Source organism: Brevundimonas diminuta (assembly GCF_050310045.1).
GTDB classification, from domain to species: Bacteria; Pseudomonadota; Alphaproteobacteria; order Caulobacterales; family Caulobacteraceae; genus Brevundimonas; species Brevundimonas diminuta_F.
Genome location: NZ_CP190005.1, coordinates 2,742,637 through 2,767,331, shown reverse-complemented (window position 1 = coordinate 2,767,331; position 24,695 = coordinate 2,742,637). Strand labels below are relative to the sequence as shown.

28 protein-coding genes and 1 pseudogene are annotated in these 24,695 nt (G+C 66.0%); 19 read left to right on the top strand and 10 right to left on the bottom strand.

Translation table 11 applies throughout. The annotated features are described in order from the left end of the window. Positions 1-12: 12 nt before the first annotated feature. Entirely contained in the window at positions 13-390 is a 378-nt protein-coding gene (locus ACORJG_RS13345; protein ID WP_427789710.1) for a hypothetical protein, read from the bottom strand. A gap of 57 nt (positions 391-447) precedes the next feature. Then, the gene (locus ACORJG_RS13340) at positions 448-1,203 is read right to left on the bottom strand and encodes a ribonuclease T2 family protein (protein WP_427789708.1); all 756 of its coding nucleotides are present in this window, start codon (positions 1,201-1,203) and stop codon (positions 448-450) included. A gap of 95 nt (positions 1,204-1,298) precedes the next feature. Here ACORJG_RS13340 and ACORJG_RS13335 point away from each other — a divergent pair, with 95 nt between their 5' ends. After that, positions 1,299-1,583: a hypothetical protein gene (locus ACORJG_RS13335; protein WP_427789706.1), complete on the top strand. Its 285-nt coding sequence runs from the start codon at positions 1,299-1,301 to the stop codon at positions 1,581-1,583. Positions 1,584-1,596: 13 nt separating this feature from the next. Here ACORJG_RS13335 and ACORJG_RS13330 read toward each other — a convergent pair whose 3' ends face one another. Further along, positions 1,597-2,259, bottom strand: a complete 663-nt coding sequence (locus ACORJG_RS13330; RefSeq protein WP_427789704.1) for an aspartate/glutamate racemase family protein — start codon at positions 2,257-2,259, stop codon at positions 1,597-1,599. 166 nt (positions 2,260-2,425) lie between these two features. On the opposite strand from ACORJG_RS13330, the gene ACORJG_RS13325 reads away from it, so the two are divergent. Then, a complete protein-coding gene (locus ACORJG_RS13325; protein WP_427789702.1) occupies positions 2,426-2,986 on the top strand; it encodes an IPTL-CTERM sorting domain-containing protein in 561 nt (186 codons plus the stop codon). Between the two features lie 181 nt (positions 2,987-3,167). Here ACORJG_RS13325 and ACORJG_RS13320 read toward each other — a convergent pair whose 3' ends face one another. Then, on the bottom strand, positions 3,168-3,419 hold the full coding sequence (locus ACORJG_RS13320; protein WP_427789700.1) for a hypothetical protein: 252 nt from the start codon (positions 3,417-3,419) through the stop codon (positions 3,168-3,170). A gap of 116 nt (positions 3,420-3,535) precedes the next feature. Between ACORJG_RS13320 and ACORJG_RS13315 the strand changes: the two are divergent. The 4 genes and pseudogenes from ACORJG_RS13315 to ACORJG_RS13300 all read left to right on the top strand — a co-directional run bounded on the left by ACORJG_RS13315 (position 3,536) and on the right by ACORJG_RS13300 (position 7,968). Beyond that, positions 3,536-4,263: pseudogene (locus ACORJG_RS13315) on the top strand (IS5 family transposase). An 88-nt stretch (positions 4,264-4,351) separates the two neighbouring features. Next, the gene (locus ACORJG_RS13310) at positions 4,352-5,797 is read left to right on the top strand and encodes an AMP nucleosidase (protein ID WP_427789698.1); all 1,446 of its coding nucleotides are present in this window, start codon (positions 4,352-4,354) and stop codon (positions 5,795-5,797) included. A gap of 66 nt (positions 5,798-5,863) precedes the next feature. After that, a complete protein-coding gene (locus tag ACORJG_RS13305; RefSeq protein ID WP_427789696.1) occupies positions 5,864-6,640 on the top strand; it encodes a tyrosine-protein phosphatase in 777 nt (258 codons plus the stop codon). A 77-nt stretch (positions 6,641-6,717) separates the two neighbouring features. After that, entirely contained in the window at positions 6,718-7,968 is a 1,251-nt protein-coding gene (locus ACORJG_RS13300; RefSeq protein ID WP_427793056.1) for an anthranilate synthase component I family protein, read from the top strand. Here ACORJG_RS13300 and ACORJG_RS13295 read toward each other — a convergent pair. From ACORJG_RS13295 to ACORJG_RS13285, 3 genes are read right to left on the bottom strand one after another with little or no spacing between them, the layout of a single operon-like run. Continuing rightward, on the bottom strand, positions 7,965-8,522 hold the full coding sequence (locus ACORJG_RS13295) for a TadE/TadG family type IV pilus assembly protein (protein WP_427789694.1): 558 nt from the start codon (positions 8,520-8,522) through the stop codon (positions 7,965-7,967). The genes ACORJG_RS13300 and ACORJG_RS13295 overlap by 4 nt on opposite strands. After that, positions 8,519-9,055 carry a TadE/TadG family type IV pilus assembly protein gene (locus ACORJG_RS13290; protein ID WP_427789692.1) on the bottom strand — a complete coding sequence of 179 codons (537 nt, stop codon included), beginning with the start codon at positions 9,053-9,055 and terminating at the stop codon, positions 8,519-8,521. Before ACORJG_RS13290 ends, ACORJG_RS13295 begins: the two co-directional genes overlap by 4 nt. A 5-nt stretch (positions 9,056-9,060) precedes the next feature. Next, positions 9,061-9,453 (bottom strand): pilus assembly protein N-terminal domain-containing protein, encoded by a 393-nt coding sequence (locus ACORJG_RS13285; RefSeq protein WP_427789690.1) that lies wholly within the window; start codon positions 9,451-9,453, stop codon positions 9,061-9,063. A gap of 294 nt (positions 9,454-9,747) precedes the next feature. Here ACORJG_RS13285 and ACORJG_RS13280 point away from each other — a divergent pair, with 294 nt between their 5' ends. From ACORJG_RS13280 to ACORJG_RS13240, 9 genes are all read left to right on the top strand, one after another. Further along, entirely contained in the window at positions 9,748-9,945 is a 198-nt protein-coding gene (locus tag ACORJG_RS13280) for a Flp family type IVb pilin (RefSeq protein ID WP_427789688.1), read from the top strand. A 97-nt stretch (positions 9,946-10,042) separates the two neighbouring features. Then, the gene (locus tag ACORJG_RS13275; protein ID WP_427789686.1) at positions 10,043-10,555 is read left to right on the top strand and encodes an A24 family peptidase; all 513 of its coding nucleotides are present in this window, start codon (positions 10,043-10,045) and stop codon (positions 10,553-10,555) included. 119 nt (positions 10,556-10,674) lie between these two features. After that, positions 10,675-11,625: a Flp pilus assembly protein CpaB gene (gene cpaB / locus ACORJG_RS13270; RefSeq protein ID WP_427789684.1), complete on the top strand. Its 951-nt coding sequence runs from the start codon at positions 10,675-10,677 to the stop codon at positions 11,623-11,625. Positions 11,626-11,648: 23 nt separating this feature from the next. Further along, a complete protein-coding gene (locus ACORJG_RS13265; protein ID WP_427789682.1) occupies positions 11,649-13,457 on the top strand; it encodes a type II and III secretion system protein family protein in 1,809 nt (602 codons plus the stop codon). Positions 13,458-13,462: 5 nt separating this feature from the next. Further along, positions 13,463-14,137 (top strand): CpaD family pilus assembly protein, encoded by a 675-nt coding sequence (locus ACORJG_RS13260; protein ID WP_427789680.1) that lies wholly within the window; start codon positions 13,463-13,465, stop codon positions 14,135-14,137. Beyond that, complete coding sequence (locus ACORJG_RS13255; RefSeq protein ID WP_427789678.1) at positions 14,134-15,648, top strand: AAA family ATPase; 1,515 nt, start codon at positions 14,134-14,136, stop codon at positions 15,646-15,648. Before ACORJG_RS13260 ends, ACORJG_RS13255 begins: the two co-directional genes overlap by 4 nt. 4 nt (positions 15,649-15,652) lie before the next feature. Continuing rightward, positions 15,653-17,263: a CpaF family protein gene (locus ACORJG_RS13250; RefSeq protein WP_427789676.1), complete on the top strand. Its 1,611-nt coding sequence runs from the start codon at positions 15,653-15,655 to the stop codon at positions 17,261-17,263. A gap of 5 nt (positions 17,264-17,268) precedes the next feature. Continuing rightward, the gene (locus ACORJG_RS13245; RefSeq protein ID WP_427789674.1) at positions 17,269-18,252 is read left to right on the top strand and encodes a type II secretion system F family protein; all 984 of its coding nucleotides are present in this window, start codon (positions 17,269-17,271) and stop codon (positions 18,250-18,252) included. Positions 18,253-18,268: 16 nt separating this feature from the next. After that, positions 18,269-19,252 (top strand): type II secretion system F family protein, encoded by a 984-nt coding sequence (locus ACORJG_RS13240; protein WP_427789672.1) that lies wholly within the window; start codon positions 18,269-18,271, stop codon positions 19,250-19,252. A gap of 4 nt (positions 19,253-19,256) precedes the next feature. On the opposite strand, the gene ACORJG_RS13235 is transcribed toward ACORJG_RS13240, so the two are convergent. Further along, complete coding sequence (locus tag ACORJG_RS13235) at positions 19,257-19,691, bottom strand: SRPBCC family protein (protein WP_427789670.1); 435 nt, start codon at positions 19,689-19,691, stop codon at positions 19,257-19,259. A gap of 113 nt (positions 19,692-19,804) precedes the next feature. On the opposite strand from ACORJG_RS13235, the gene ACORJG_RS13230 reads away from it, so the two are divergent. Genes ACORJG_RS13230 through ACORJG_RS13220 form a run of 3 tightly spaced genes read left to right on the top strand, consistent with a single transcriptional unit; the run spans position 19,805 to position 20,818 of the window. Continuing rightward, entirely contained in the window at positions 19,805-20,146 is a 342-nt protein-coding gene (locus ACORJG_RS13230; protein WP_427789668.1) for a RidA family protein, read from the top strand. A 1-nt stretch (position 20,147) separates the two neighbouring features. Beyond that, the gene (locus ACORJG_RS13225) at positions 20,148-20,363 is read left to right on the top strand and encodes a hypothetical protein (protein WP_427789666.1); all 216 of its coding nucleotides are present in this window, start codon (positions 20,148-20,150) and stop codon (positions 20,361-20,363) included. Next, positions 20,360-20,818 (top strand): YbaK/EbsC family protein, encoded by a 459-nt coding sequence (locus ACORJG_RS13220; RefSeq protein ID WP_427789664.1) that lies wholly within the window; start codon positions 20,360-20,362, stop codon positions 20,816-20,818. Before ACORJG_RS13225 ends, ACORJG_RS13220 begins: the two co-directional genes overlap by 4 nt. Positions 20,819-20,822: 4 nt before the next feature. Here ACORJG_RS13220 and dapE read toward each other — a convergent pair whose 3' ends face one another. Further along, the gene (gene dapE, locus ACORJG_RS13215; protein WP_427789662.1) at positions 20,823-22,064 is read right to left on the bottom strand and encodes a succinyl-diaminopimelate desuccinylase; all 1,242 of its coding nucleotides are present in this window, start codon (positions 22,062-22,064) and stop codon (positions 20,823-20,825) included. A gap of 85 nt (positions 22,065-22,149) precedes the next feature. On the opposite strand from dapE, the gene ACORJG_RS13210 reads away from it, so the two are divergent. Beyond that, positions 22,150-23,433, top strand: coding sequence for an MFS transporter (locus tag ACORJG_RS13210; protein ID WP_427789660.1), 1,284 nt, complete (start codon positions 22,150-22,152; stop codon positions 23,431-23,433). Between the two features lie 151 nt (positions 23,434-23,584). Here ACORJG_RS13210 and ACORJG_RS13205 read toward each other — a convergent pair whose 3' ends face one another. Continuing rightward, positions 23,585-24,619, bottom strand: coding sequence for a 2'-deoxycytidine 5'-triphosphate deaminase (locus ACORJG_RS13205; RefSeq protein WP_427789658.1), 1,035 nt, complete (start codon positions 24,617-24,619; stop codon positions 23,585-23,587). Between the last annotated feature and the right edge of the window lie 76 nt (positions 24,620-24,695).

The following is a 24,695-nucleotide window of genomic DNA, read 5'->3' as shown; positions in this document are numbered from 1 at the left end:
GCGGCGCAGGGGCTATTTCAGCGGCAGATAGCCCCGCTCGACCAAGCGGCGCAGGCCGTCATAGACCTCGCTCAACTCGTCATAGGCGGTGCGGGCTGCGGTCAGGCGCGCCACCTGATCGGGCGTGGCCGGGGCGCCGGATTCGGCCAGCCGCACAGCCTCGGCGGCCCACCGCGCCCGCGCCTGCGCCGTCAGCACGGCCAGCTTCTGAAAGGCGCCGACATCGACGTGGCTCAGGGCGTGGCCGATCAGTTCGCGGTTGGCCACATAGGCGGCGTAGTCGATCTGATCCAGCAGGCCGCGCAGGCGGCGCTGCTCCTGCGGCTCCATGTCTTCAGGCATGAAGTGATCGCTGGAACGGCGACGGGACTGGGTCAGCATGGTCGACATGACGGCCTCGGGCGGAACAGCGGCGGATCGCTGCGGAACAGCCTTGGCCCGCTTTGGTTAACCGCCCGTTTGCACGCCGCCGCCGCCCCGGGGCGCCAGCTTCAGCCGCGTCCGGTCCGGCGCGCCCAGGCCGCGCGGACAACGCATCGGCCGATAGTCCTTCGAGTAGCAGAACCGCGCCTCGCGGAACCATCCGTCGGTGGTGGCGATGAAGACGCCCTCGCGCGGGAAGCCCGGATTGGCCGCCGCAAAGGCGTCGCGGATCGCGCCCGCCGTCAGGCGCTGGGCCGGGATGGCCTCGAGGTCCGGCTTGTTCAGTCCGTTCCACATCCGGGCGGCTTGCGCGAAATAGGCCTCTGGGCTGTCCCAGCCGCAGGTGCCGTGCGCCGCCCACTCATGCTGTTGCAGGCTGGGCGAGGGCGTCATGCAGAAATGCCGCCGCACCGTCTCGACCGGAATGGCCGGGCCGGGCGCGGCGCAATAGCGCGGGTGCCGGTTGTCGGCGCCGTTGGGCCACAGCCCGTGCAGGGTCAGGCCGAACTGGTTGCCGGCGCACTGATAGCGGGCGTCGGGATAGTCCTTGCCGCTGCGGCACGCCTGCGGCGACCAGCTGACGGCCAGCATGTTGAAGGCGACCGGCACGTCCGGCGCCGCCTCGTCCTGCGGAATGCGATAGGGGCGGGCGGGGCGCAGGTCGCCCGGCACGTCGCAGACGGCGCCCGCGACCTCGGCCTCATCCGGCGCCGCTTGCGGCGAGGCGGTGCAGGCGGCCAGCAAGGCCATCAGGGCGGAGGCGGCGATCAGGGAGCGCATCGCTCACCCGTAAACCCTGCGTGATCGACGGCCAAGGCGGAACCGCCCCTGCGCCCCGCCCATTGATAAGCGTAAGCATAAGAGGATGAGGCCCCATGCCCGATCAAGACGCCTTTGAAACCGCGCTGGAAGAAGCCATCGCCCTGTTCGAGCAGGGCGAGAACATGAACCAGGCCCGGTTCGACGAACTGCTGGCCGAACTTGAGGCGCGCCGTCCGACCCTGACGGCGGTCGAGGCTGACGATCCCCGCGCCGAACGCGCCCGCGAACTGGAACGCCGCGCCGCAGAGCTGGAACACCGCGCCGCCGAAGGCCACGGCCAGATGGACGAGGTGAACAGCCTGCTGTCGCCCCTGATGGGCAAGAAGTCGGAGGCCTGACGGCCCGCCGCCGTCAGCGGCAGGCCGCCACGCTGGCCTGCGCCAGCACCTCGGCCGAGTCGATCAGCGGCGCCGTCACGTCGCCCTGATCCAGCAGCAGCGGAACCTCGGTGCAGCCGCCGATGACCGCCTCGGCGCCCGCCGCGATCAGGGCCTGCGCCAGATCGCGCATCGCCGCCCGCTGATCGGCCCCGACATCCCCCGCCTTGACCCCGAACACCACCCGCATGAACCGCTCGCGATCGGCGGGTAAGGGGGCGACCATCTCCAGCCCTTCGGCGGCCAGCGTCTCGGCGTAGAGCAGGGCGGCGCCCGGCGTGGCCAGCACCCCGACCCGCTTCGCGCCGGTCGCGCCTGCGGTTTTCGCCGTCTCGGCGATCATGTCGATGAAGGGCAGGCCCGCCGCGCGGATGGCGTCCGCATGGGCGTGGGCCGTATTGCACGGCATGGCCAGCACCTGCGCCCCCGCCGTCTTCAGCCCCTGCGCCATCTGGCCCAGCGCATGTCCCGCCGCTTCCGGCTGGCTATGGCGATTGGGCACCTGCGGATTGATGTCGGCGATGACCCGGATGTGGTCCTCATCGCCCTTTGCCGGCGTCAGCGCCTGCACGCGCGCCAGAAAGGCCACGCTTGCGGCCGGTCCCATCCCGCCCAGAACGCCCAGAATGCGGCTCATCTCAATCTCCCGACGCTCATCCGCTTCAGCCGGCTCTCATGCGGTGGCAAGGCGTGCAAGGTAAAGCCCGCCTGCATGGGAAAGACTTTGAAATATCAATGGTTATCATTGACTGATCATTGATTACGTTGTCCGACCCGCTTGGTTTTTGTGAAAGTGGTGCGATATGAAATTTCTGGCCGGTCTTGCCCTCGGGCTCCTGCTCACCCTGGGCGCGACCGCTGCGGCGGCGCAGAATCCGGATGTATCCATCACATTGACGGCCAGCCCTCAGTCGCCAATCCCGGGCGACGTGATCAAGTTTGCAGCCGTGGTCACCAATCACGGGCCGGGACAGGTCACTGATTTGGAGGCGGAGATATGGCTGCCTGTCGGGCTGACGGCGCATTTGGTCAGCACCAACGCCGGAGCGATCGTTGGCACGCACACGACGGGCGCGCTTGTTCGCAAAGTCACCCTTAACGACGGGCAGCAGTTTACCCTGAAAACGGAGGCAGTGCTGCCGTCTGGCGCTATGCCGGGAACTCTCTTGACGGGAGAAGCGGAGGTCAGGCCCAGCGCGCTGGATCCTGATCCGACCAACAACCGCGCCACGGCGACGGCGACGGTCGGCAGCGTCGCGCCTGCGCCCGTTCCGACCCTGGCCGAATGGGCCATGATCCTGCTGGCCGTCCTGCTGGGCGGGGGGGCGGCCTGGCAGTTACAGCGTCGTCATCGACCGGTGTGAGGCGCCTGCCTGAGAAGGCCGATCTGAATATGATGGTGCGTCCGGGGTCGGGCGGAACCAACCGCACGATCAGGGGTTGTGCAACCGGACACGTCGGATACGCCCCCCCGATTCCGACCTTGTCTGTGGCGGCCCGGCCTTAACGCCCCCCCGACTGAGAAGCCGGGCCGCCCCCTCTCCCTCAATCCAGCCTCAACACCATGTCCCAGCACAGGGCCACGCTGATCCTGTCCGGCTCGATCGCATTGCCGCCGCAGGCCATGACGCGCCCGTCGCGCTCGATCACCTGATAGGCGTGTTGAAACGCCGTTGCTTGCAGATAGTCGACGAATCCTTCGCGCTCAGCGGCGTCGAAAAAGCGAGGCGTATTGCCGTCGAACAGGGTCAGGCAGGCCTCTCGATCTTCTGCGCGATAGGGGTGTGCGGTCAGCATGCTTTCCTTTGGGCGGCTCATAGCCAAGGTCCCAAGACTCCATCTAGGCTCAGGACCCGTTGATATGAGGCGCTCGATCTGATTCAGGCTGGATATGGAGTGACCTGTATTGGCTGATGGACGAGCAGATGACTCGGCTGGCGCTTTATTTCCCCAAGAGCCCCGGCAAGCCCCGAGTGGATGACCGTCGGGTGTTGAGCGGGATCATCTTCGTCAACCGTAACGGCCTGCGCTGGCGGGATGCGCCAGCGGCCTACGGCCCGCATAAGATCCTCTACAATCGCTGGAAGCAGTGGAGCGAGGCAGGCGTATTCATCAGGATGATGGAGGGCCTGTCCGGGCCCCAGACCGAACGCCGCACCGTCATGATCGACGCGACCTATCTGAAGGCGCACCGCACGGCTTTGAGCCTGCGGGTAAAAAAGGGGGCCTCGGGGGCGCACCAAGGGCGGCATGAACACCAATCTCCACGCCCGTGACCGATGCGAACGGCAGACCCATCAGCCTCTTCATGACGGCGGGTCATGTCAGCGACTACACCGGCGCTGCCGCGATGGTGCGCAGCCTGCCTAAAGTGCAATGGCTGCTGGGCGACAGGGGCTATGACGCAGATGGATTCCGAGAAGCCCTTCAGGCCAGGGGGATCACCCTATGTATCCCAGGCCGCAAATCCCGGACCGAGCCCATCCGATACGACAAACGCCGATATAAACGACGCAATCGTATTGAGATTATGTTTGGACGCCTGAAAGACTGGCGACGCGTCGCTACGCGTTATGATCGCTGCCCCACCGTCTTCCTGTCCGCCATAGCCCTCGCCGCAACCGTCCTGTTCTGGCTATGAGTCCTGAGCCTAGACGCGCTCGCTCAACTGTCATTTCAGATCAGCGTCGCTGTCTCGCCACGGTCATGTTTTTCCGCTAGGGGAAGTCATGACAGAGAAGATGACCCCCCAGGCGGCGCTGGACCGCCTCGAAGCCCTCTACAATCAATCCGTCGCCAATCTGCGCCAGGCCGTGAAGACCTTCCTGGCGACCGGCGAGCGCGCCGAACCTGAGGCGCGCGCGGAAGGCCTGTTCGCCTATCCCCGCCTGACGGTGACCTGGTATGGCGACCGCCCCCAGAATCTGGAAACCCGCGCCTATGGGCGCCTGTCCTGGCCTGGCGTCTATACGACGACGATCACCCGGCCGGATCTGTTCCGCCCTTATCTGCTGGAACAGCTGACGCTTTTGGCCAACGAATACGACGCCGATTTCAGGGTCGAGCCGTCGGATCAGGAAATCCCCTTCCCTTATGTGCTGGATGGCTCGGACGTGGTGTTGGACCGCACCATGACGGCGGCCATCGCCCGCTGGTTCCCGACGACGGAACTGGCCCATATCGGCGATGAAGTCTCCGACGGCCTGTGGGAGCCGGGCGAAGAGCATCCGCTGGCCCAGTTCGACGCCCTGCGGACTGATTTCTCGCTGGCGCGGCTGCGGCATTACACCGGCACGCCGGTCGAGGATGTGCAGAGCTTCATCCTGTTCACCAACTACAACCGCTACGTCGACGAATTCGTGCGCTGGGCCACGGCCGAGATCGCCGATCCCGACAGCCCTTATGAGAGCCTGTCCTGCGCGGGCGGCGTTGTGGTGACGCGCGCCACCGACGACCCGGAGGCGGCCATCATGGACGCCGCATGGCGCAAGCATCAGATGCCCGCCTATCACCTGACGCGACCGGACGGTCAGGGCATCACCCTGGTCAACATCGGCGTCGGTCCGTCGAACGCCAAGACGATCTGCGACCACCTGGCGGTCATGCGTCCGCACGCCTGGATGATGATCGGCCACTGCGGCGGCCTGCGCGGCAGCCAGACCATCGGCGACTATGTGCTGGCCCACGCCTATCTGCGTGACGACCATGTGCTGGACGCTGTCCTGCCCGCCGACATCCCCATCCCCAACATCGCCGAGGTGCAGCGCGCCCTTTATGACGCGACCAAGCTGGTCTCGGGCGCGCCGGGCGAAGAGGTGAAGAAGCGCCTGCGCACCGGCACCGTCGTCACCACTGACGACCGCAACTGGGAGCTGCGTTATTCCAAGTCGGCCCTGCGCTTCAACCAGAGCCGCGCCGTCGCCATCGACATGGAAAGCGCCACCATCGCCGCGCAGGGCTATCGCTTCCGCGTGCCCTACGGGACGCTGCTGTGCGTGTCGGACAAGCCGCTGCACGGCGAGATCAAGCTGCCGGGGCAGGCCAACCGCTTCTATGAAGGCTCGATCTCGGAACACCTGCAGATCGGCATTCAGGCCGTGGATCTGCTGCGCGCCGAGGGCAATCGCCTGCACTCGCGCAAGCTGCGCGCTTTTGACGAGCCGCCGTTCCGGTAAGGGCGTTGTCAGCCCCGGCGCCGGGCGGACTGGCGCCGGGCGCTGAACCGGCTAAGGATGAGGGTCATGAGCGACTTTCTTCCGCCGTTCGAGGCCATCGACAACTTCCGAGATTACGGCGGTTACGCTGCGGACGATCGCCTGCTGGCGCGCGGGCGGCTGTATCGCGCTGCGCATCAGGCGCGGGCCACGGATGCGGATGTGGCGCGACTGGATGCGCTGAAGCTGGCGGCGGTGGTTGATCTGCGCCGTCCCAGCGAACGCAAGGCCCAGCCCTCGCGCCGACCCGCCGGATGGGCCGGGGCGTTGATCGAAAGCTATCATGACGATGGCGGCGAGGCGCCGCATCTGACCTTTCTGAAGACCGCCGAACTGACCGAGGCGTCGGGCCGCGCCTTCATGACCGAGACCTATCGCCGCCTGCCGTTCGAAGCAGCTCACGTCGACCTGTTCAGCCGCTATTTCCGCCTGTTGGGCGATGTCGATGGACCCGTGCTGATCCACTGTGCGGCGGGCAAGGACCGCACCGGCCTGCTGGCGGCCCTGACCCACAATCTGCTGGGTGTAAAACACGATGACCTGATGGCGGATTACCTGGCGACCAATGCGGCGGTTAGGCTGGAAGAGCGGGCCGAGGAAATGGCGCGCAAGCTGACGGTCATGACGGGACGCACGGCGTCGCGCGGCGCGGTGACGGCCTTCCTCGGCGTGGAGGCGGCCTATCTGGATGAGGCCTTCCGCGCCATCGGCGCGCACAGCGGTTCGGTCCGCGCCTATCTGGAGCAGGTTCTGGGCGTGGATGCGCCGCTGGCCGACCGCATTCGAGCGCGACTGGCGCCGTGAGCGACCTGCCCGCGTTCTGCGTCGAGGCGCATCCGTGGCGTGATCCTCTGGCGACGGCGGCGGGATTGAACCGGCGCATGGGGGCGCTGGCTATGCTGGCGGGGGCAGGCGATCCGGCGGCGCATGGCGGACGATGGTCCTATGTGGCCTGCGAACCGGATCAGATCCGTGTGGGACCGGCCAGTGACGGCGCCTTGTTCCAGCGCCTGCGCGAACCTGTCTTTGGAGGCGGCGGGGTCGTCGGTCTGATGAGCTACGACGCCGGCGCGCGTCCGGCGACGGGCGAGCGGGGCGGCGACTGGCCGGACCTGATGTTGGCCCGCTATCCGGCGGTCCTGGTCTTCGATCATCGCGAAGGTCGGGTGCAGGCGATCGGGCGCGGGCGGAATGAGGCGCAGGCGCGCGCGCAGGTTCGACGCGCGGCCCTCTGGCTGGAAGAGGCGGCGCAGATCCTTGAGACGCCCCCTCCGCCCTGTGACGATGTGGTCGAAGACGGCTCAGGCGCGGCTTATAAGGCGGCGGTGGCGGACGTGGTTTCGCGTATCGGTGCGGGCGAACTGTTTCAGGCCAATATCGCGCGTGCATGGACCGGGCGCCTTTCGGCCGGGAGCGATCCTTTCGAGGTGTTTCTGAGGCTGTCGGTCGGGCGGGGCGCGGCTTACGGCGCTTTCTGGCGGTTGGGCGAGCGGGCGGTGGTGTCCAATTCGCCCGAGCTGTTCCTGACTTTTGACGGCGACAGCGGTCGGATCGAGACGCGCCCGATCAAGGGCACCCGCGCACGCGATATGGACCCTGTGCGTGATGCGGCGCTTGCGGCTGACCTGCTGGCCAGCGCCAAGGACCGGGCCGAAAACCTGATGATCGTGGACCTGATGCGCAATGACGTGGCGCGCGCGGCGCAACCAGGTTCAGTACGCGTCGATCGCCTGTTCGAACTGGAAAGCCATCCGACGGTGCATCATCTGGTCTCGACCGTCAGCGCGCAGGCGGCCTCTGGCGTCGGTCCGGCCGAGGTGATGGAGGCGACCTTCCCGCCCGGCTCAATCACCGGCGCCCCAAAGCATCAGGCCATGAAGGTCATCGCCGGTCATGAACCGCCGCGCGGACCGTGGTGCGGCTCCCTGTTCGGCTGGGGGCTGGGCGTGGAGCCACGACTGACCGCCTCCGTCCTGATCCGCACGGCGGCTTTTGAACGGGACGAGGACAGCTGGCGCTGGCGCGCTCAGGCCGGGGCGGGGATCGTCGCCGACAGCGACCCGCACGCCGAACGACTGGAGACCGAGGCCAAGTTTCGCGCGCTCAGAGAGGCCCTGACCGGCGTGGACTAACAGTCAGGGCAGGCGATCTGGTTGGCCGTTCGCGGAAGAAGGAAATAGCGGCGCCGGAAGGTGATGTCCCTGGACAGGGCGCCGGGGATGAACAGCTTATAGCGATACTCTGTTTCACCGAGAATCACGGTCTCACCGGCTGAAATCAGGTCAGGCGGCAGATTGTCGATCTGCGAGTCACGCTTGCGTTGCGCCATATTCCGCCCGTTGGCCCGGCTCCACTGCACAGTGGCGACGCCGCGCGAATTGACCGTGACGCTGGACGCCCGGATCGAGAGTTGCGCGGGCGCGAAAGGCTGCATGATGATGTCGCCGACCCAGAAGGTGCTGTCGAGATCCTTCCTGGATGTGCCGTCGGACTGCGCGATCAGGTCGGCCACGATGGACGCGACGTGGCTGGCCCGACGTTCGGCCATATAGGCCTGGCTGAACACGACGAGCCCGAAATAGATCAGGATCATCACCGGAGCGATCAGGGCGAACTCGATCGCCGACACGCCGCGCTGATCGTTCAGAAGGCGTTTCGGCAGGCTGCTCAGGCGCCCGCGTCTCATAGATAGGGCTCGTTGCGGAACGCCAGGGCGGTCGTCAGCATCACGCGGCCGTCGCCGGTGCGTGACACGGCCTGAGCGATGAAGGGCGTGTAGATGGTGTGATCATACCAGACGCGCACCAGAACGCGTTCGCCGGGCGCGCCGGGTTGATATTCCAGCTCATCGGGATCGAATTCGCCCGATTCCATGGGGTCGACATCCGGTTTGCTGGCGAAGTTGTCGAGGACGCGGATGTCGATGTGGGCGCGTTTGGGGCAGTCGCCGGAAAACAGGCTCATATTGGCGCATAGCCGCGCCTTGATGTCCTCGGGCTTGAGTTGCCTGGTTTGAGCCTGGCCGGTGCGGATCTGGCGACTGGTGTCCGACGCCGCCGTTTCCAACAGGGCGTCGACCAGCAGCATCAGCCCGATTTCCAATATGCCGAACAGCAATACGAAAAAGGGTAAGGCCACCAGCGCGAACTCAACCGCCGTCGAGCCTTCGCGACGACGTCTGGAAGATATGCTGCGTATCAGGCCCGGCGAGTGTCGCATGAAGATCAGGGCGCCGCAGGGCCGGCGACGGCGGGCGCACAGCGCGTTCCGCACGTGACATCGACGGCTTCGCCCCCGCGCCAGACACGCACGGAGCCTGTCTGCCCGGGACTGACGATGACCTGACGCCGGAACAGGGGGCGGCCAAGGGCGTCGACCGCGATGATTTCTGTCAGTCCATAGCTTTTGCCGGTGATGAACAGGGTTCGTGCGTCGGTGACGGCGACATCTGCGATACGGGGATTGGCCACGATCACCGATCCGGCAGGCGCCCGCAACTGGACCTGGGTCGCCTGATTGATCGGCACATCAAGCGGACCCTGCTGCGCCTGAGCCGGCGCCCCTGCGAAGAGGGCGGCAGCCAGGCCGAGGCCGGCGATCACAGGGGAGAGGCGCATGGGCTTCCTTCGCGATATCAAAATTCAATCAAGAACGTGCGCGCGCGAGCGCCGGGAAGAATGCTGACGCTTAAAAGTCAAGAAAGCCTGAAATTCGGCGGAAAACTGCATTGAGCGCCGAAGGCCTGTAAACGAACAAGTAACCATCAATAATTGTCGATGGCGGCGATATTTTACCCGCTCTTAAGGCGTGGCGGCGCATTGTCTTCATGCAAACGGGGTTCAAGCGGGCATAACCGACGACCCTGATGGTGGGTTTAAATGCTCGTTACTTATAAAGAAGGAAGACAATAGATGCGTAACTTCATCACTCGCTTTGTCAAAGACGAATCCGGCGCTACGGCTATTGAATACGGCCTGATCGCTGCCTTGATCGCTGTGGTGATCATTGGGGCTGTTGGTCTTTTAGGCAAGCAACTTAAGACGACGTTTGAAAGCGTCACGGATGGCCTGGAAGGGAAAAGCCCTGCCAGCCCCGGTGCTGGCAGCTAATCCGACTTATTAAGGTTGGAGCCGAAGCCTTGCGGCTTCGGCTCCAGTCTTTAAGCGTTAGTAAGTCTGTTTCAGTAATACGTTTATATAAACGGGAATGTTTGTTGTGAGCTCACTTCTAATCAGCATTTTTCCCGTTCTTGTCGTCATTGCGGCCTTGAGTGACTTGACGACGATGAAGATTCCGAACTGGATATCCGGCTTTCTCATTATAGGTTTTTTTCCTGCTGCATTTGCGATGAATGTGCCGCTTGAGGCCGTGGGCATTGGTGCGGGATTGGCCGCGCTGGCGCTTCTCATCGGCATGGGCATGTTCGCGATGAACTGGATCGGCGGGGGCGACGCCAAGCTTCTGGCGGCGTCCATGCTGTGGATGGGAGCATCCGCAAGCCTGCCCTTTGTTCTTTATACGGCGATTGCCGGTGGCGGTTTCTGCTTGATGCTGATGACGGCGCGCAGCCATTTACCGTTCTTCGCTCAGACTGGTCCCGGTTGGGTGATGCGTCTGATGCAGCCCAAGGGCGACATTCCCTATGGCGTGGCGATCGCCATCGGCGCCTTGCTGGCCTATCCGTCCAGCCCGCTGATGGCGGCCTTTATCGCCGGTTGAGCAGACAATGTTCGTCAAGCGCTGTCCCGCTTAGGGACACGTTAACCTCGTTCCGGCAGCATGGTTAACGTGCAGGCGGCGGCTGGATAGGTTTCTGTTGCGTCTGCCGGAGACCTTTCATGAAGCCCGCCAAGATCGCTGTCATCTGCGTTGCAGCCCTCGCGGCCATCGGGCTGGCGCTTGTCGTGCGGGCCATGGGATCGTCCGGCGCGCCCGATACGGTCACATCCGCCGCTGTCGAAACACGCTCTATGGCGAAGGTTCTGGTGGCCGCGCGCGATCTGGAGCCGGGGCGCCGTTTGGTCGAGGCGGACCTGAACTGGAAAGACTGGCCGCTCGACGAACTCAACCCCCTGTTCATAACGGACGGCGCTGCGCCGACGCCCGGCGTCGGTGGCGCGGCCGCAGAAAATGCGGCGGTCGGGGACGCCAGGCCGGACGCCGCCAAATCCGGTGTCGTGGACAAGGCCGTGAAGGCTGTTGCGGACATCAACACGCCTGGCGCCAAGGCGGACTATATCGGCGCCGTGGTGCGCGAACCCATTCTGGCCGGAGAGCCTCTGGTGGCGCGCAAGATCGTGCGCGCGGGCGACAGCGGCTATATGGCCGCCTATCTGGAGCCGGGCATGCGGGCCATGGCCATCAGCGTGACGGTCGAAACAGCGGCGGGCGGCTTCATCCTGCCAGGCGACCGCGTCGATGTGCTGTTGACCCGCGAGCTCAAATCCAGCGGCGCGGATGCGAGCGGCTCACGATATACGACGGCCACGGTCATGCGGAACGTCAAGGTTCTGGCCATCGATCAGAGCACACGCGCGGCCGAAGACGAACAGGCTGTCGTGGGCGCCACCGCCACGCTGGAGCTGACCGGACGCGACGCTGAGATTCTGGCCCTGGCGCGGTCGGAGGGGAATCTCTCCCTCATTCTGCGTTCCTACGCCGATACGGCGGGCCCTTCCGGGCATGTGCCGGGCGCGGTGCGCAGCCGCCCGACCGAGGCCGGCGGCGGAGCCGGAAGCACCGTGCGCATCTACCGTGAGGGGCAGGTCGAGACGGTGGCGGTGCCATGAGGGCGACGATGGGATTATCCGGCATGAATCGTTTCGCATTGGCGGCCTGCGCGGCTCTGATCGCCATGACAGGCGCAGGGCCTGACGGCGTCAGGGCGCAGACACGGGCGTCCATCACGGCCGGATCGGCGCCGCAGATGGTGAATCTGCCGCGTGGAACGTCTTTTGCGATTGATCTTCCTGCTGACGCGCGCGACGTCATCGTCTCAAACCCCACAGTGGCGGAGGCCATGCTGCACTCGCCGCGCCGGATCACCATGATCGGCCTGGCGGGCGGCGAAACGGACGCGGTGTTTCTGGACGGTGCGGGCCGTACCATTCTGGCGCTGCGGGTTCGTGTCGATGCGGGAGTCAGCGCGCTTCAGGACACGCTCAGCCGTGTGGCGCCCGGCTCAAATCTGCAGGCCGAAGCCGTCAATGACAGCATCATCCTGACCGGCGTGGCCGCCAGTCCGGCCGAAGCCGATCGCGCCGCACAGGTGGCCCGCGCCTTCGTCAGCGGACCGGAAAAGGTCATGAACATGATCGCCGTCGCCGGTTCAGATCAGGTGACGCTGAAGGTCCGAGTGGTCGAGGTGCAGCGTTCCGTGCTCAAGCAATTGGGCGTGTCGACGGATATCCTGCGCAATAACGGCATCCATTCCTACGGCTTCGGCCGGGCCTCCAGCTATGGAGTGAACGGGGCTCAGGGCGGCGGCGCGCTCTGCTATGGCCAGAACGGCGTGCGCACGACGAACCATGCGCAGACTGTTGAGACGACGCAGGGGCGGACCAGCGGCACGAACGCCTCGACCAACATATCGCGGAACATCACCAATACGGCGGGCCTGAACAACTCCGCCGCCGCTACGACGACCCTGACGACGTCAGACGGCCGGACGCTGACCTTCAACGGGGTTGCGCCGGGCGCCGTTACGGTCACGGATTTTGCTGGAAATTCAACCGTGCTGACGGGACGAACTGCTCTTGAGGCCATCCGTTCGGTTCTGGCGAGCGGCGAATACACCACTTCGGCCAACGCCAGTCTGGGCAGCGCCATTACGGATGTTCTGGCGACGGTCACCGGCTCGACCGAGACGACCAGCCTCAGCGATGTTCTGGGCAATGTCGCCTCTACGGCGTGGAAAACGGCGACCGGCACCGAGGCGAACGCCTGTCTGGAGGCATTTGAGCGGGTCGGGCTGATGCGGACGCTGGCCGAGCCGAACCTGACATCGGTCAATGGCGAGGCGGCGAACTTCCTGGCGGGCGGAGAATTCCCTGTGCCTGCCGCCCGTGACCGCGACGGTCAGGTGTCCGTGCAGTACAAGCCCTACGGCGTCGCCCTGGCGTTCCGGCCGATTGTCCTGTCGGAGGGCCGCATCAACATGCAGGTCAAGGTCGAGGTGTCGGAACTGACCCCTCAGGGCGGCCTGACCATCGGCGCCGGCACGCCATCATCAATCACCCTGCCGGGCCTTACGGTGCGACGTAGCGAAAACACCATAGAAATTCCGTCTGGCGGCTCGATGATGATCGCGGGCCTGCTGCAGGAATCCACCCGCCAGAGCGTGGACGCCCTGCCGGGGATGACCAACCTGCCGGTGCTGGGACAACTGTTCCGGTCACGCGATTATCTGATGGGCGAGACGGAGCTGGTGGTCATCGTCGAGCCCTACATCGTCGCGCCGACGTCGCCGGATCGGATGCAGACGCCCGCCGACGGCCTGCGCATCGCACAGGATGCTGAAACCCTCTTCTTCGGCCAGTTGAATCAGGTCTACGGCTCGCCCGCGCCGACCGCCCAGGCGGGCGCCGGGTGGCGTGGGCCTGTCGGCTATGTGATCGAGTGAGCGCCATGATCCGCACCGCTTCCATCTCCGCACTTCTTCTCGGTCTGGTTCTGAGCGGCTGCGTCGGCGGACCGGCCAGCCTGGGCGGGGAACCGCCCCTGACGCCGACGTCTCGCTTCGCCCTGCAGGTCGAGCCGGGGCTGGACCGCATCGCGCTTGCGGTGCACGAGACGGGTCTGTCGCCCAACCAGCACGCCGCGCTGGACGCCCTGATCGGGCGTTTCGCCATGGAGGGGGCGCCCGCTCTGGTGATCGAAGCGCCCGCAGGCGGCGATCCCGTAGCGAGCCGGGCGGCATGGAACGTCAGAGCCGCCTTCGAAGCGGCGGGCGTGCCCGGCGACCGCATTCAACTGATCGGCTATGACGCGCCGGATCCGCGCGCGCCCGTGCTGGTCGGTTTTGAGACCGTCCGCGCCGCCGTGCCGCAATGCGGAACCCAGTGGGGCAATCTGGGCCGGACGGGCGATAATCAGTCAGCCTCGAATTTCGGCTGCGCCATCAACGCCAATCTGGCTGCACAGATCGCCAATCCGCGTGACATCATCGCGCCGCGCGCCATGTCGCCGTCGGACATGGGTCGCCGCTCGGTCGTCTTCGACAACTATCGCAAGGGCGGACAGACCTCGGCCCAGCGCGATCCTCTGATCGCCCGGACCAGGATCTCGCAGGCCGTTCAATGACCACAGCGCCCAAGCCTTTTCCTTCTCAGGCGTTCGATCCTCTGGACGGCTATGATCTCGACGATGAGTTCATGGATCTCGACGCCACGCACGGTCTGACGCCGGCCTCGGCGGCGGCGTCGATAGAAGAAGGTTTCGACCCGCTGGACCTGACGCTGGATGCGGGCGCCCCTGCGGCGGATCCGTCTGCGCCTGTCGTGTCGGCGGCGCCTCCTGCGGCGGCCATGCCCGCGCTGGAGACCGCGATGGCCCTGGCGACCGGCGGACCGGCTGCGGTCGAGGTGTCGATCCCGCGCATCGGCTTGCACATCTTCGCTGAGCGTCAGGACACGGCCGAGGCCGCAGATCGTGCGGGGCAGGACCGCCGTATGACGCGCGCCACGACGCAGATCCGTCTGGGCGGGGTGCAGGCGGCGATCGAGGCTTATCAGACTGAGTCGACGCCGCCTCTGATCATCGTGGAAAGCCTGAAGGCGCCGCAGGATCTGCTGACTGAAATCGATCAGTTGGCCGAGGTCTGCGATTCCGGCACCAAGGTCGTCATCATCGGCGCGACCAACGACATCCTGCTGTTCCGCGAGCTGATGCGTCGGGGCGTCAGCGAATATCTGGTTGCGCCGGTCCAGCCGCTTCAGCTGATCGCGGCCATCGGCGGTTTGTTCTCCGATCCCAGCCAGCCGTTCGTCGGCCGGACCATCGCCTTTGTCGGCGCGCGCGGCGGGGCGGGCGCCTCGGCCGTGGCGCACAACACCGCCTATGCGATGAGCGAGCGGATCGGCGTCAACACCGTCATTGTCGACTATGATCTGCCGTTCGGCACGGCGGGGCTGGATTTCAATCAGGACCCGCTGAACGGCGTGGCGGACGCCCTCAGCCGCCCGGACCGTCTGGACGCCACCCTGCTGGACCGGATGATGGTCCGCTGCACCGACAAGCTGAGCCTGTTCGCGGCCCCCGCCACGCTTGAGACGGACTGGGACATCGGCGCCGAGGCTTTTGAGGAAGTCACCAACCGCATCCGTTCGACGGCGCCTTTTGTGGTGCTGGACCTGCCGCACCTGTGGTCGGGCTGGATGCGACGGGCGCTGATCGCCGCCGATGAAGTGGTGGTGGTGGCGACGCCGGACCTGGCCTCGCTGCGCAACGCCAAGAATATGATCGACCTGATCAAGCAGGGCCGACCCAACGACGCCCCCCCGCGTCTGGTGCTGAACCAGGTCGGAATGCCGGGCAGGCCTGAGATTCCGGCCAAGGATTTCGGAGCGGCTCTGGGGGTTCACCCCAGCCTCATCATCCCCTTCGACGCCAAGGTGTTCGGCGCGGCCGCCAACAACGGCCAGATGATCGTGGAATCTGCTGCGAAGACGAAGACGTCCGAAGCATTCGAAACTCTGGCGCAGATCGTGACGCGCCGTGAACTGCCCGCCGCGCCTGCGCGTGGGGCCACGCGGAACAGGTCGGGAGCGAAGGGCGGCTCTCTGATCGGTTCCCTGTTCGGCAGGAAGTCCTAAACGGATGTTCGGCAAGCGGACAGCACAGCCGGGTCAGGCGCCGCTCGCGTCTCGGCCTGCCGAGGCGGCCGTGGCGGAGGCGCCGCGTCGTCGGACGCCTGAGCCTGTGGACGGCTTTTCAGCCGAGGACCTTGATCCCCTGGCCCCGCCGCCGGTCGCAGTTCCGCCCGCCGTCCCATCTCCGGGCGATGCCCCGCGCAGCGATCGTCTGGACGCGCTGGACGGGCTGACGGGGCGAAGGCCGAAGGCGGCGCCCGTCGGGCCTGTCGCCGGACCCCGCGCCACGCCAGGTCTGGAACAGCTGAAGAAGGCGCAGGCCGTCGCCGAGATCGTGCGCGAACAGAGCGACTATTACCACGCGACGAAGACCACCATCTTCAACGCCCTGATGAACACCATCGATCTGGCCCAGCTGGCGCAGCTGGACCAGAAGACGGCGTCCGAGGAAATCCGCGACATCGTCGCCGAGCTGGTGGCGATCAAGAACGTCTCCATGTCGGTGGCCGAGCAGGAGCATCTGGTTCAGGACATCCTGAACGACGTCCTCGGCTACGGGCCGCTGGAACCGCTGCTGGCGCGCGACGACATCGCCGACATCATGGTCAATGGCGCGGGGCGGGTCTTCATCGAGGTCGGCGGCAAGGTGCAGCTGACCAACGTCCGTTTCCGCGACAACGCCCAGCTGATGAACATCTGTCAACGGATCGTTTCCCAGGTCGGGCGACGTGTCGACGAGGCCAGCCCGATCTGCGACGCCCGCCTGCCTGACGGCAGCCGCGTCAACGTCATCGCCCCGCCGCTGGCCATAGACGGGCCGACGCTGACGATCCGGAAGTTCAAGAAAGACAAGCTGACGATGCGCAATCTGGTGGAGTACGACTCCGTCAGTCCGGAATGCGCGCGCGTCCTGGGCGTCATCGGCGCCTCACGATGCAATCTGGTCATCTCGGGCGGCACCGGGTCGGGCAAGACCACCCTGCTGAACACCTTGACGGCCTTCATCGACCCGACCGAGCGCGTCATCACCTGTGAAGACGCCGCCGAACTGCAACTGCAGCAGCCCCACGTCGTGCGCCTTGAAACCCGCCCGCCGAACCTTGAGGGGCAGGGCCAGATCACCATGCGCGATCTGGTGAAGAACTGTCTGCGTATGCGCCCTGAACGCATCATCGTGGGCGAGGTGCGCGGGCCTGAGGCCTTCGACCTGTTGCAGGCGATGAATACCGGCCACGACGGCTCGATGGGCACGCTGCACGCCAACAGCCCGCGCGAAGCCATCAGCCGGATGGAATCGATGATCACCATGGGCGGTTACGGCCTGCCGTCCAAGACCATCCGCGAGATGATCGTCGGCTCTATCGACGTCATCGTCCAGGCCGCCCGCCTGCGCGATGGTTCGCGCCGCATCACCCACATCACCGAGGTGGTGGGGCTGGAAGGCGACGTCATCGTGACTCAGGACCTGTTTGTCTATGAGATCACCGGCGAGGATGCAGACGGCCGCATTACGGGTCGCCACCGCTCGACCGGCATCGCTCGCCCGCGCTTCTGGGACCGCGCCCGCTACTACGGGCTGGAGCGGGAACTGGCCGAAGCCCTGGACGCGGCGGAGTAGGGCTTATGCTGCTTCCGATCCTCGCGGCGGTTCTGGCCTTCATCACCATCGGCGGCGTGGGCTGGGTTCTGGTCAGCGGCGATGACGCTGCGGATCAGGCGGTCAAGCGCGCCAGGACCATCGGCGGCGTTCGCGCCGAGGCCGTCGCCAACGCCAAACGCACGGCTGTGGCCAATACGCCCGAGGCCCGCCGCAAGCAGATCATGCTTCAGCTGAAGGAGGTCGACCGGCGCGAACGCAAGGCGCGCATGACCATGAGCGCCAAGCTGAAGCAGGCGGGGCTGAAGATGTCGCTGCGCGTGTTCGTCATCATCAGCGTGGCGTCAGGGCTGGTCGGCGGGCTGATCACCCTGGGTCTGGGCGCAAACATCATCCTGGCGCTGGGCGTGGGCATCGCCATGGGGCTGGGCCTGCCGCGTTGGCTGGTGGGGATGAAGGCCAAGGCGCGGATGAAGAAATTCTCCATGGCTTTCGCCGATGCGGTCGACATTCTGGTGCGAGGCATCAAGACCGGCCTGCCGGTGCATGAGTGTTTCAAGATCATCGCCCGTGAAAGCCCCGAGCCGCTGGCCGGAGAGTTCCGCACCCTGGTCGAAGGGCTGGGCGTCGGCCTGACGCTCGCAGAGGCGCTGGACAAGATGTACGAACGCATACCCACACCCGAGCTGAAGTTCTTCGCCATCGTCATCGCCATCCAGCAGAAGTCCGGCGGCAACCTGGCCGAGGCGCTGGGCAATCTGACGGCGGTGCTGCGCGCCCGGCGGATGATGGTCGAGAAGATCAAGGCCCTGTCGTCCGAGGCCATCGCCTCGGCAGGCATCATCGCTTCCCTTCCGCCGGCGGTCATGATCCTCGTTCTGTTGTCCAGCCCGGGCTATATGATGCTGATGTTCACCGACATCCGGGGCCAGCTGATGCTGCTGGGCGCAGGCCTGTGGATGGCGATCGGCGTCTTCGTGATGAAGCGCATGATTTCCTTCAAGTTCTGAGACAGAGACGGCGATCATGAGCGGCTTCATGCGTTTCATCACCGACCCGCAGAACCTGTTGAGCATCGGCGTCGGCGTGGCCGTCTTCGCCAGCGTCCTGACCCTGCTGTCATCCTTTGTCGGGGGCGGCGCCCGGCTGGATCGCCGGATGAAGGCCGTGGGCGAACGACGCGAGGAACTGCGTCGCCGGTCGCGTCAGGCCATTCGCGGCGGCGAAGGATCCGGCCTGCGCCAGACCGACAACAGTTTCCGCAGTCGGGTGGTCAAGCGCCTGAACCTGATCAAGTTGCTGGAAGATCCCAAGGTGGCCGAGAACATGGCTCAGGCCGGGTTTCGCGGGCCTGGGCCGCTGAACACCTTTTATTTCTTCCGCTTCGCCACGCCGTTCATCCTGATGGGACTGACGGCCTTCTATCTGTTCGGCGTGGTCAAGCCGGACCTGCCTGTGACCACCTATCTGGCCATCGTCGTGGGGGCGGCGGGCGTCGGCTTCTATGCGCCGAACATCTATCTCAAGAACATGATCGACAAGCGACGCGCCTCGATCATGGCGGCCTTTCCGGACTCGCTGGATCTTCTGCTGATCTGCGTGGAATCCGGCATGTCGATCGAGGCCGCCATCCAGAAGGTCAGCCAGGAGGTGGGCGGCCAGTCCATCGAGTTGGCCGAGGAACTGTCCCTGTTGTCGGCTGAGCTCAGCTATCTGCCGGATCGCCGCATGGCCTATGAGGGCATGGCCAAACGAACTCAGCACCCCGGCATCAAGGCCGTGGCGACCGCCATGACCCAGGCCGAGACCTATGGCACGCCGCTGGGTGCGGCGCTGCGCGTCATGGCCAAGGAGAACCGCGATCTTCGTCTGGCGGCCGCAGAAAAGAAGGCTGCGGCCCTGCCGGCCAAGCTGACCGTGCCGATGATCCTGTTCTTCCTGCCGGTGCTGTTTGTCGTCATCCTGGGCCCGGCCATCATCAATATTCAGGACATGATGAAGGGCGGCTAGGCGGTCAGTCTTCTTCGGCGACGCGCTTCAGGGCTTCGCTGATGGCTTGATAGGCCGGGCGGATGCGGGCGCGGTGCTTGTCGTGGAACAGCTCGGCCCGCAGGCCGGTGAAGACCGTGCCGTGCGAGACGATGCAGGCGCCGCGTTCCAACTCTTCGATTTCATAGTAGCGCAGGGTGCGGAACAGGAAGCCGCGCCGCTCGATCCAGACCAACTGGGCGTTGGGCTCCCACTCGCCCAACTGGGCCTGTACCTGACGCTCGCCGAGATCAGGCAGCCGTTCGGTCAGGCTGATGGGCGCGCCGAAGCTCAGCGAGCCCTGAATCTCGACCTCATGCGGGTTCCAGCGACGCCAGCCGTTGAAGTCCGTCAGCACGTCCCAGATGCGTTCGGCGGTGGCGCGCACGCCGATGCGGTTTTCGATACGGATCGTTTCCATGGCGCTTCCTGTGGCACGGCTTTTCGCGTTTAGGAAGACGGCGCCGTCGGCCTTTGCCCTTGGAGCGCCTGCCGCGCCGCGTTAAGTCCGGCTTCAAGCGCAAAGGAGACGCCATGATCACCCGCATCCAGCCCGAACGGCGCATGAGCCAGGCCGTGATCCACGGCCAGACCATCTATCTGGCCGGACAGGTTGGAGAGCCGGGACAGGATGTCGCCGCCCAGACGCGCACCGCCCTGGCCGAGGTGGAGGCGCTTCTGGCCGAATGCGGCAGCGACAAGTCGAAGATATTGTCGGCTCAGGTGTGGCTGGCCGACATCGCCGATTTCGAGGCGATGAACGGCGTCTGGGACGCCTGGGTCGATCCGGCCAATCCGCCCGCCCGCGCCACCTGCGAAGCGAAGCTGGCTACGCCGGACTATCTGGTCGAGGTCATCGTTGTGGCGGCGCGCTGACATGGCCCGCGTCATCACCAATGAAGGCGAACTGGAGCGGTTCAAAGCGACCCGCGTCACCGCCCTCTATCGCCTCGATCTGATCGAGAAGGGGGCGCAGCTGACCTATGACGACGGCACCCCGGTCGACATGGCGTCCGAGGCGCAGCGCCTGAAGGATCAGGTCGCCGACATGGACCGCCGCATCGCCCGGCTGGAAGCGGCGCAAAAGCCGTGAGCCTGGACAGCGTCCGCGCCTTCTTCGCGCAAAAGGCGCCTGACGTCGCCGTCATCGAACTGGACGTCAGCACCGCCACGGTGGCCGAGGCGGCCGCCGCCCACGGCGTCGAGCCGGGCCAGATCGCCAAGACCCTGTCCCTGCGCGCAGGCGACCGCGTCGTCCTGCTGGTCACGGCGGGCGACGCGCGGCTGGACAACGCCAAGGCCAAGGCGGCCTTCGGCGGCAAGGTGAAAATGCTGGATTTGGCTGAGGTCGAGGCTGTGACCGGCCATCCGGTCGGCGGCGTCTGCCCCTTCGGCCTGGCGACGCCCCTGCCGGTCTATTGCGACGTGTCGCTGAAGGCGTGGGACGTGGTGATCCCGGCGGCCGGCGCCATCCACTCGGCCGTCCGCATCGGCCCTGAGCGGATGGCCGACCTTGCCGACGCTGAATGGGTCGACGCCTGCCGTTGAGCCGTCAGGCCGCCAACCGTTGCAGCACTGTCGTGATGACGCGCTCATAGGCGTCGGTCAGGGCGCGCAGTTCGGCCTCGGGCACGCGCTCGTCGACCTGATGCATGGTCTGGCCGACCAAGCCCAGCTCCAGCACCGGGCACAGGGCGCGGATGAAGCGGGCGTCGGAGGTGCCGCCGGTGGTCGAGGCTTCAGGGCGGCGGCCCAGCACGGCCTCGACCGCGTCCTGAACAGCGCTGACGAAGACGCCGGGTTCGGTCAGGAAGGCCTCGCCTGAGCACATATGCTCCAGCTCGATCTGCAGACCCGTCTCGGCCTGAAGCGCCCCGGCCTCGCGGTTCAGCCAGTCGATCAGGCCGTCGCCGGTGTGGGTCGGGTTGAAGCGGATGTTGAGGCGCGCCTTGGCTTCCGCCGGGATGATGTTGGTCGCCGGGTTGCCCACGTCGATGGTGGTGATCTCAAGGTTCGAGGGCGGGAATCCCACGCTCATGCAGCCCTGCTCCGCGAGCGGGGCGTTAGCGTCCAAAGATGGATAGCCTTCGTCGAGGACGTGGGCGTTGAGACGCGCCAGCAGGCGGGCTACGACCGGGGCCGGATTGGCGGCGCGGTCGGGATAGGCGACGTGGCCCTGTTTGCCGTGCACGGTGATCCAGGTGTTCAGCGAGCCGCGCCGCCCGACCTTGATCATGTCGCCCAGATGTTGGGCGGAAGACGGCTCTCCGACCACGCAGGCGTCGATGACCTCGCCCTCGGCGGCCAGGGTCTGGACCACCCGCTTGGTGCCGTGCAGGGCGGGGCCTTCCTCGTCGCCGGTGATCAGGAAGGACAGCGATCCCTCGATTTCTCCTGCCGCCAGCACGCGCGAGACGGCGGCGACCCAGGCGGCGATGCCGCCCTTCATGTCCACGGCGCCGCGGCCATAGAGGACGCCGTCGCGGGTCTCGCCCTCGAACGGACCGGCGCTCCAGGCCTTCAGGTCGCCGATCGGCACCACGTCGGTGTGACCCGCGAAACAGAGGTTGGGCGAGGCCGTCCCGCGCCGGGCGTAGAGGTTCTCGATCCGGGCGTCATGACCGACGCCGCTCGGCCCCTCGAACACCATGCGGCGGCAGGTGAAGCCCAGGCCCGTCAGGGCGCGCTCCAGCACGTCCATCGCCCCCTCGTCGGCGGGGGTGACGGAGGGAATGCGGATCAGGTCGCGAGTCAGTTCGACAGGATCGATGACGGATTGTGATGCGGCGCTCATGGGCAAATGCTTTAGGCATAATCACGCACCTGCGAGAAGACCTGATCGCCGCAACGGCGGCTTAGCTTGAAGACGCACCACGACCGTGACGACTGAAAGTCCTGTTTCCGCCTCGCCCGCCGGTTCGCCGCGCGACGAAGAACCCTCCAGTCCGTGGGCCATCGCTGATTTCCGCCTGTTGTGGCTGGGACGGCTGGCGGCGGTGCTGGGCATCCAGATCCAGTCCTCGGCCCTGTTGTGGCAGGTCTATGAGATCGCCCGGCGCGATCATCCGATCGAGGAAGCCAGTCTTTATCTGGGGCTGGTGGGGCTGTGTCAGTTCCTGCCGCTGTTGGCCTTCACCCTGCCGGCGGGCGCGATGGCCGACCGGCGTGACCGCAAGCACACCGTCACCCTGTCGAACGGGGTCGAGGGGCTGTGCGCCGTCGCTTTCCTGATGATGGCCCTGCACGGTTCGCCGCCTTTGTGGGGACTGCTGGCGGTGGCCGCCGTCTTCGGCGCGGCACGGGCCTTCCTGGCCCCGGCCAGTCAGGCTTTCCTGCCGATGGTGGTGGGGCGCAAGGCGTTGCCGCCCGCCATCGCCGCCCAGTCCATCGCCTTCCAGACCGGCGCCATCGCCGGGCCGGCGCTGGGCGGAGTGATTGTGGCCGTGTCCGTGCCTATGGCCTACGCCTTTTCGGTCGGTCTTTTCCTGATCGCGATCATCTGCTTCGTAATGATCCGCACGCGCGGCAAGCCGCAGGTCGACCCGTCCAAACTGGGGCCGGTGCAGCAGGTCCGCGAAGGACTGGCCTATGTGTGGAAGACCAAGATCGTGCTGGGCGCCATCTCGCTGGATCTGGTCGTCGTCCTGCTGGCGGGGGTGGCCCTGCTGACGCCGATCTTCGCGCGCGACATCCTGCACGTCGGGGCCGTCGGATTCGGTCTGTTGCGGGCGTCCTTCGGCGTCGGCGCCCTGGTCATGGCCGTCTATCTGAGCCGCTTTCCCATCGTGCGCCACGGCGGGCGCTGGATGTTCGGGGCGGTGGCCATGTTCGGCGTCTGCACCCTGATTTTCGGCCTGTCGAAAAGCGTCTGGCTGTCAGGCCTTGTGCTGTTTCTCGGCGGCGCCTCGGATATGATCAGCGTCAACATCCGCCAGACCCTGATCCAGCTGGCCACGCCCGATCATATGCGCGGCCGGGTGTCATCCGTGTCGATGTTGTTCATCGGCGCATCCAATGAACTGGGCGAGGCCTATTCCGGCGTGATGGTGCGCTTCCTGGGTCCGATCGGGGCGGCGGTGTTCGGCGGCTTCGGCGCTCTGGCCGCTACGGGCGTCTGGGCCAAGGTCTTCCCCGACTTGAGGAAGGCGAACAGGCTGACCTGACGCCCACGCTTTCCTCCCCATTCCATGGGGAGGGGGACCGCGAAGCGGTGGAGGGGGCGGCGCAGACAGTTGCCGTGGAGTCGCCCTCCGTCACGGCCGCTATCGCGACCGCGCCGCTTCCCCATCGCTATGCGACAGGGAGGAAAGAAGCCTAGCCCCAGGGGCGGAAGTGTTTCGACAGCTTGAGCCCCTGGCTCTGGTAGTGGCTGCCGCCTTCGCCGTAGAGGCGCGAGGGCCGTTCCGTCAGCGGCTCATAGACCAGTCGGGCGACGATCTGGCCGTGTTCCAGCAGGAAGGGGGTGTCGTGGGTACGGACCTCCAGCACGCCTTTTGACCCGGCGCCGTGGGCCTCGTCCGTACCGAAGCCGGGGTCGAAGAAGCCGGCGTAGTGGACGCGGAACTCGCCGACCGAGGGGTCGATCGGGGTCATCTCGGCGGCCTGATCGACCGGGATCTCCACATCGTCCGATGAGGCCAGAATGTAGAACTCGCCCGGATCCAGCAGCAGCTCGCCGCGACGAAGCGTCAGCGGCTCCCAGAAGTCGCGCGGGTCGTGGCCGTCGATGTGGTCCATGTTGACGACGCCCGCGTGGCGTCGGCCGCGATAGCCGACGACGCCGTTGTCGCCTGCGCGCAGGTCGACGCCGACGCTGCGGGTCTCCAGCTTGGGCGGCTCGCCCGCCTTGAGACGCAACTGGTTCAGGCGCGTGCCCGGCTTGACCAGGATGGAGAAGGTCTGGGGTGCGATCTCGAGATATAGCGGGCCGTCATAGCCTTCGTCCACGTCGTCGAAGCTGCCGCCCTGATCGGTCAGCAGGCGCACGAAGACATCAACGCGGCCGGTCGAGCTTTTCGGGTTGGCGCGGGCGTTCAGCCCCTTGGGCAGGTTGAGGCGCTCCTGCAGGCGGGCGATGTAGACGCAGCCCTTTTCCATCACATAGCCGCCGAACAGGTCGATGACGTGCATGGCGACGTCGGCGATGCGTTCCTCGACCTTGCGCTGGCCGGGCAGGAAGGAGGCGCGCACGCGCCAGGCCTGATCGGACAGGCGCAGGTCGATGCTGGCAGGCTGGACCTGATCGGCGTCGAACGGGGTGTCGGAAGCGATGGCGCCGATCGCGATCAGGGTCTCAATACCCTGGAAGGGAAGGATGCCGGGCTGGTCGGGAAACTGAAAGCTGGTCATGCCGTCCTGTTCTCACACGGATTTCGTCGTCTGTGTAGCGCGACACGAAGACAGACGCTTGAACCCCGAGCACGGC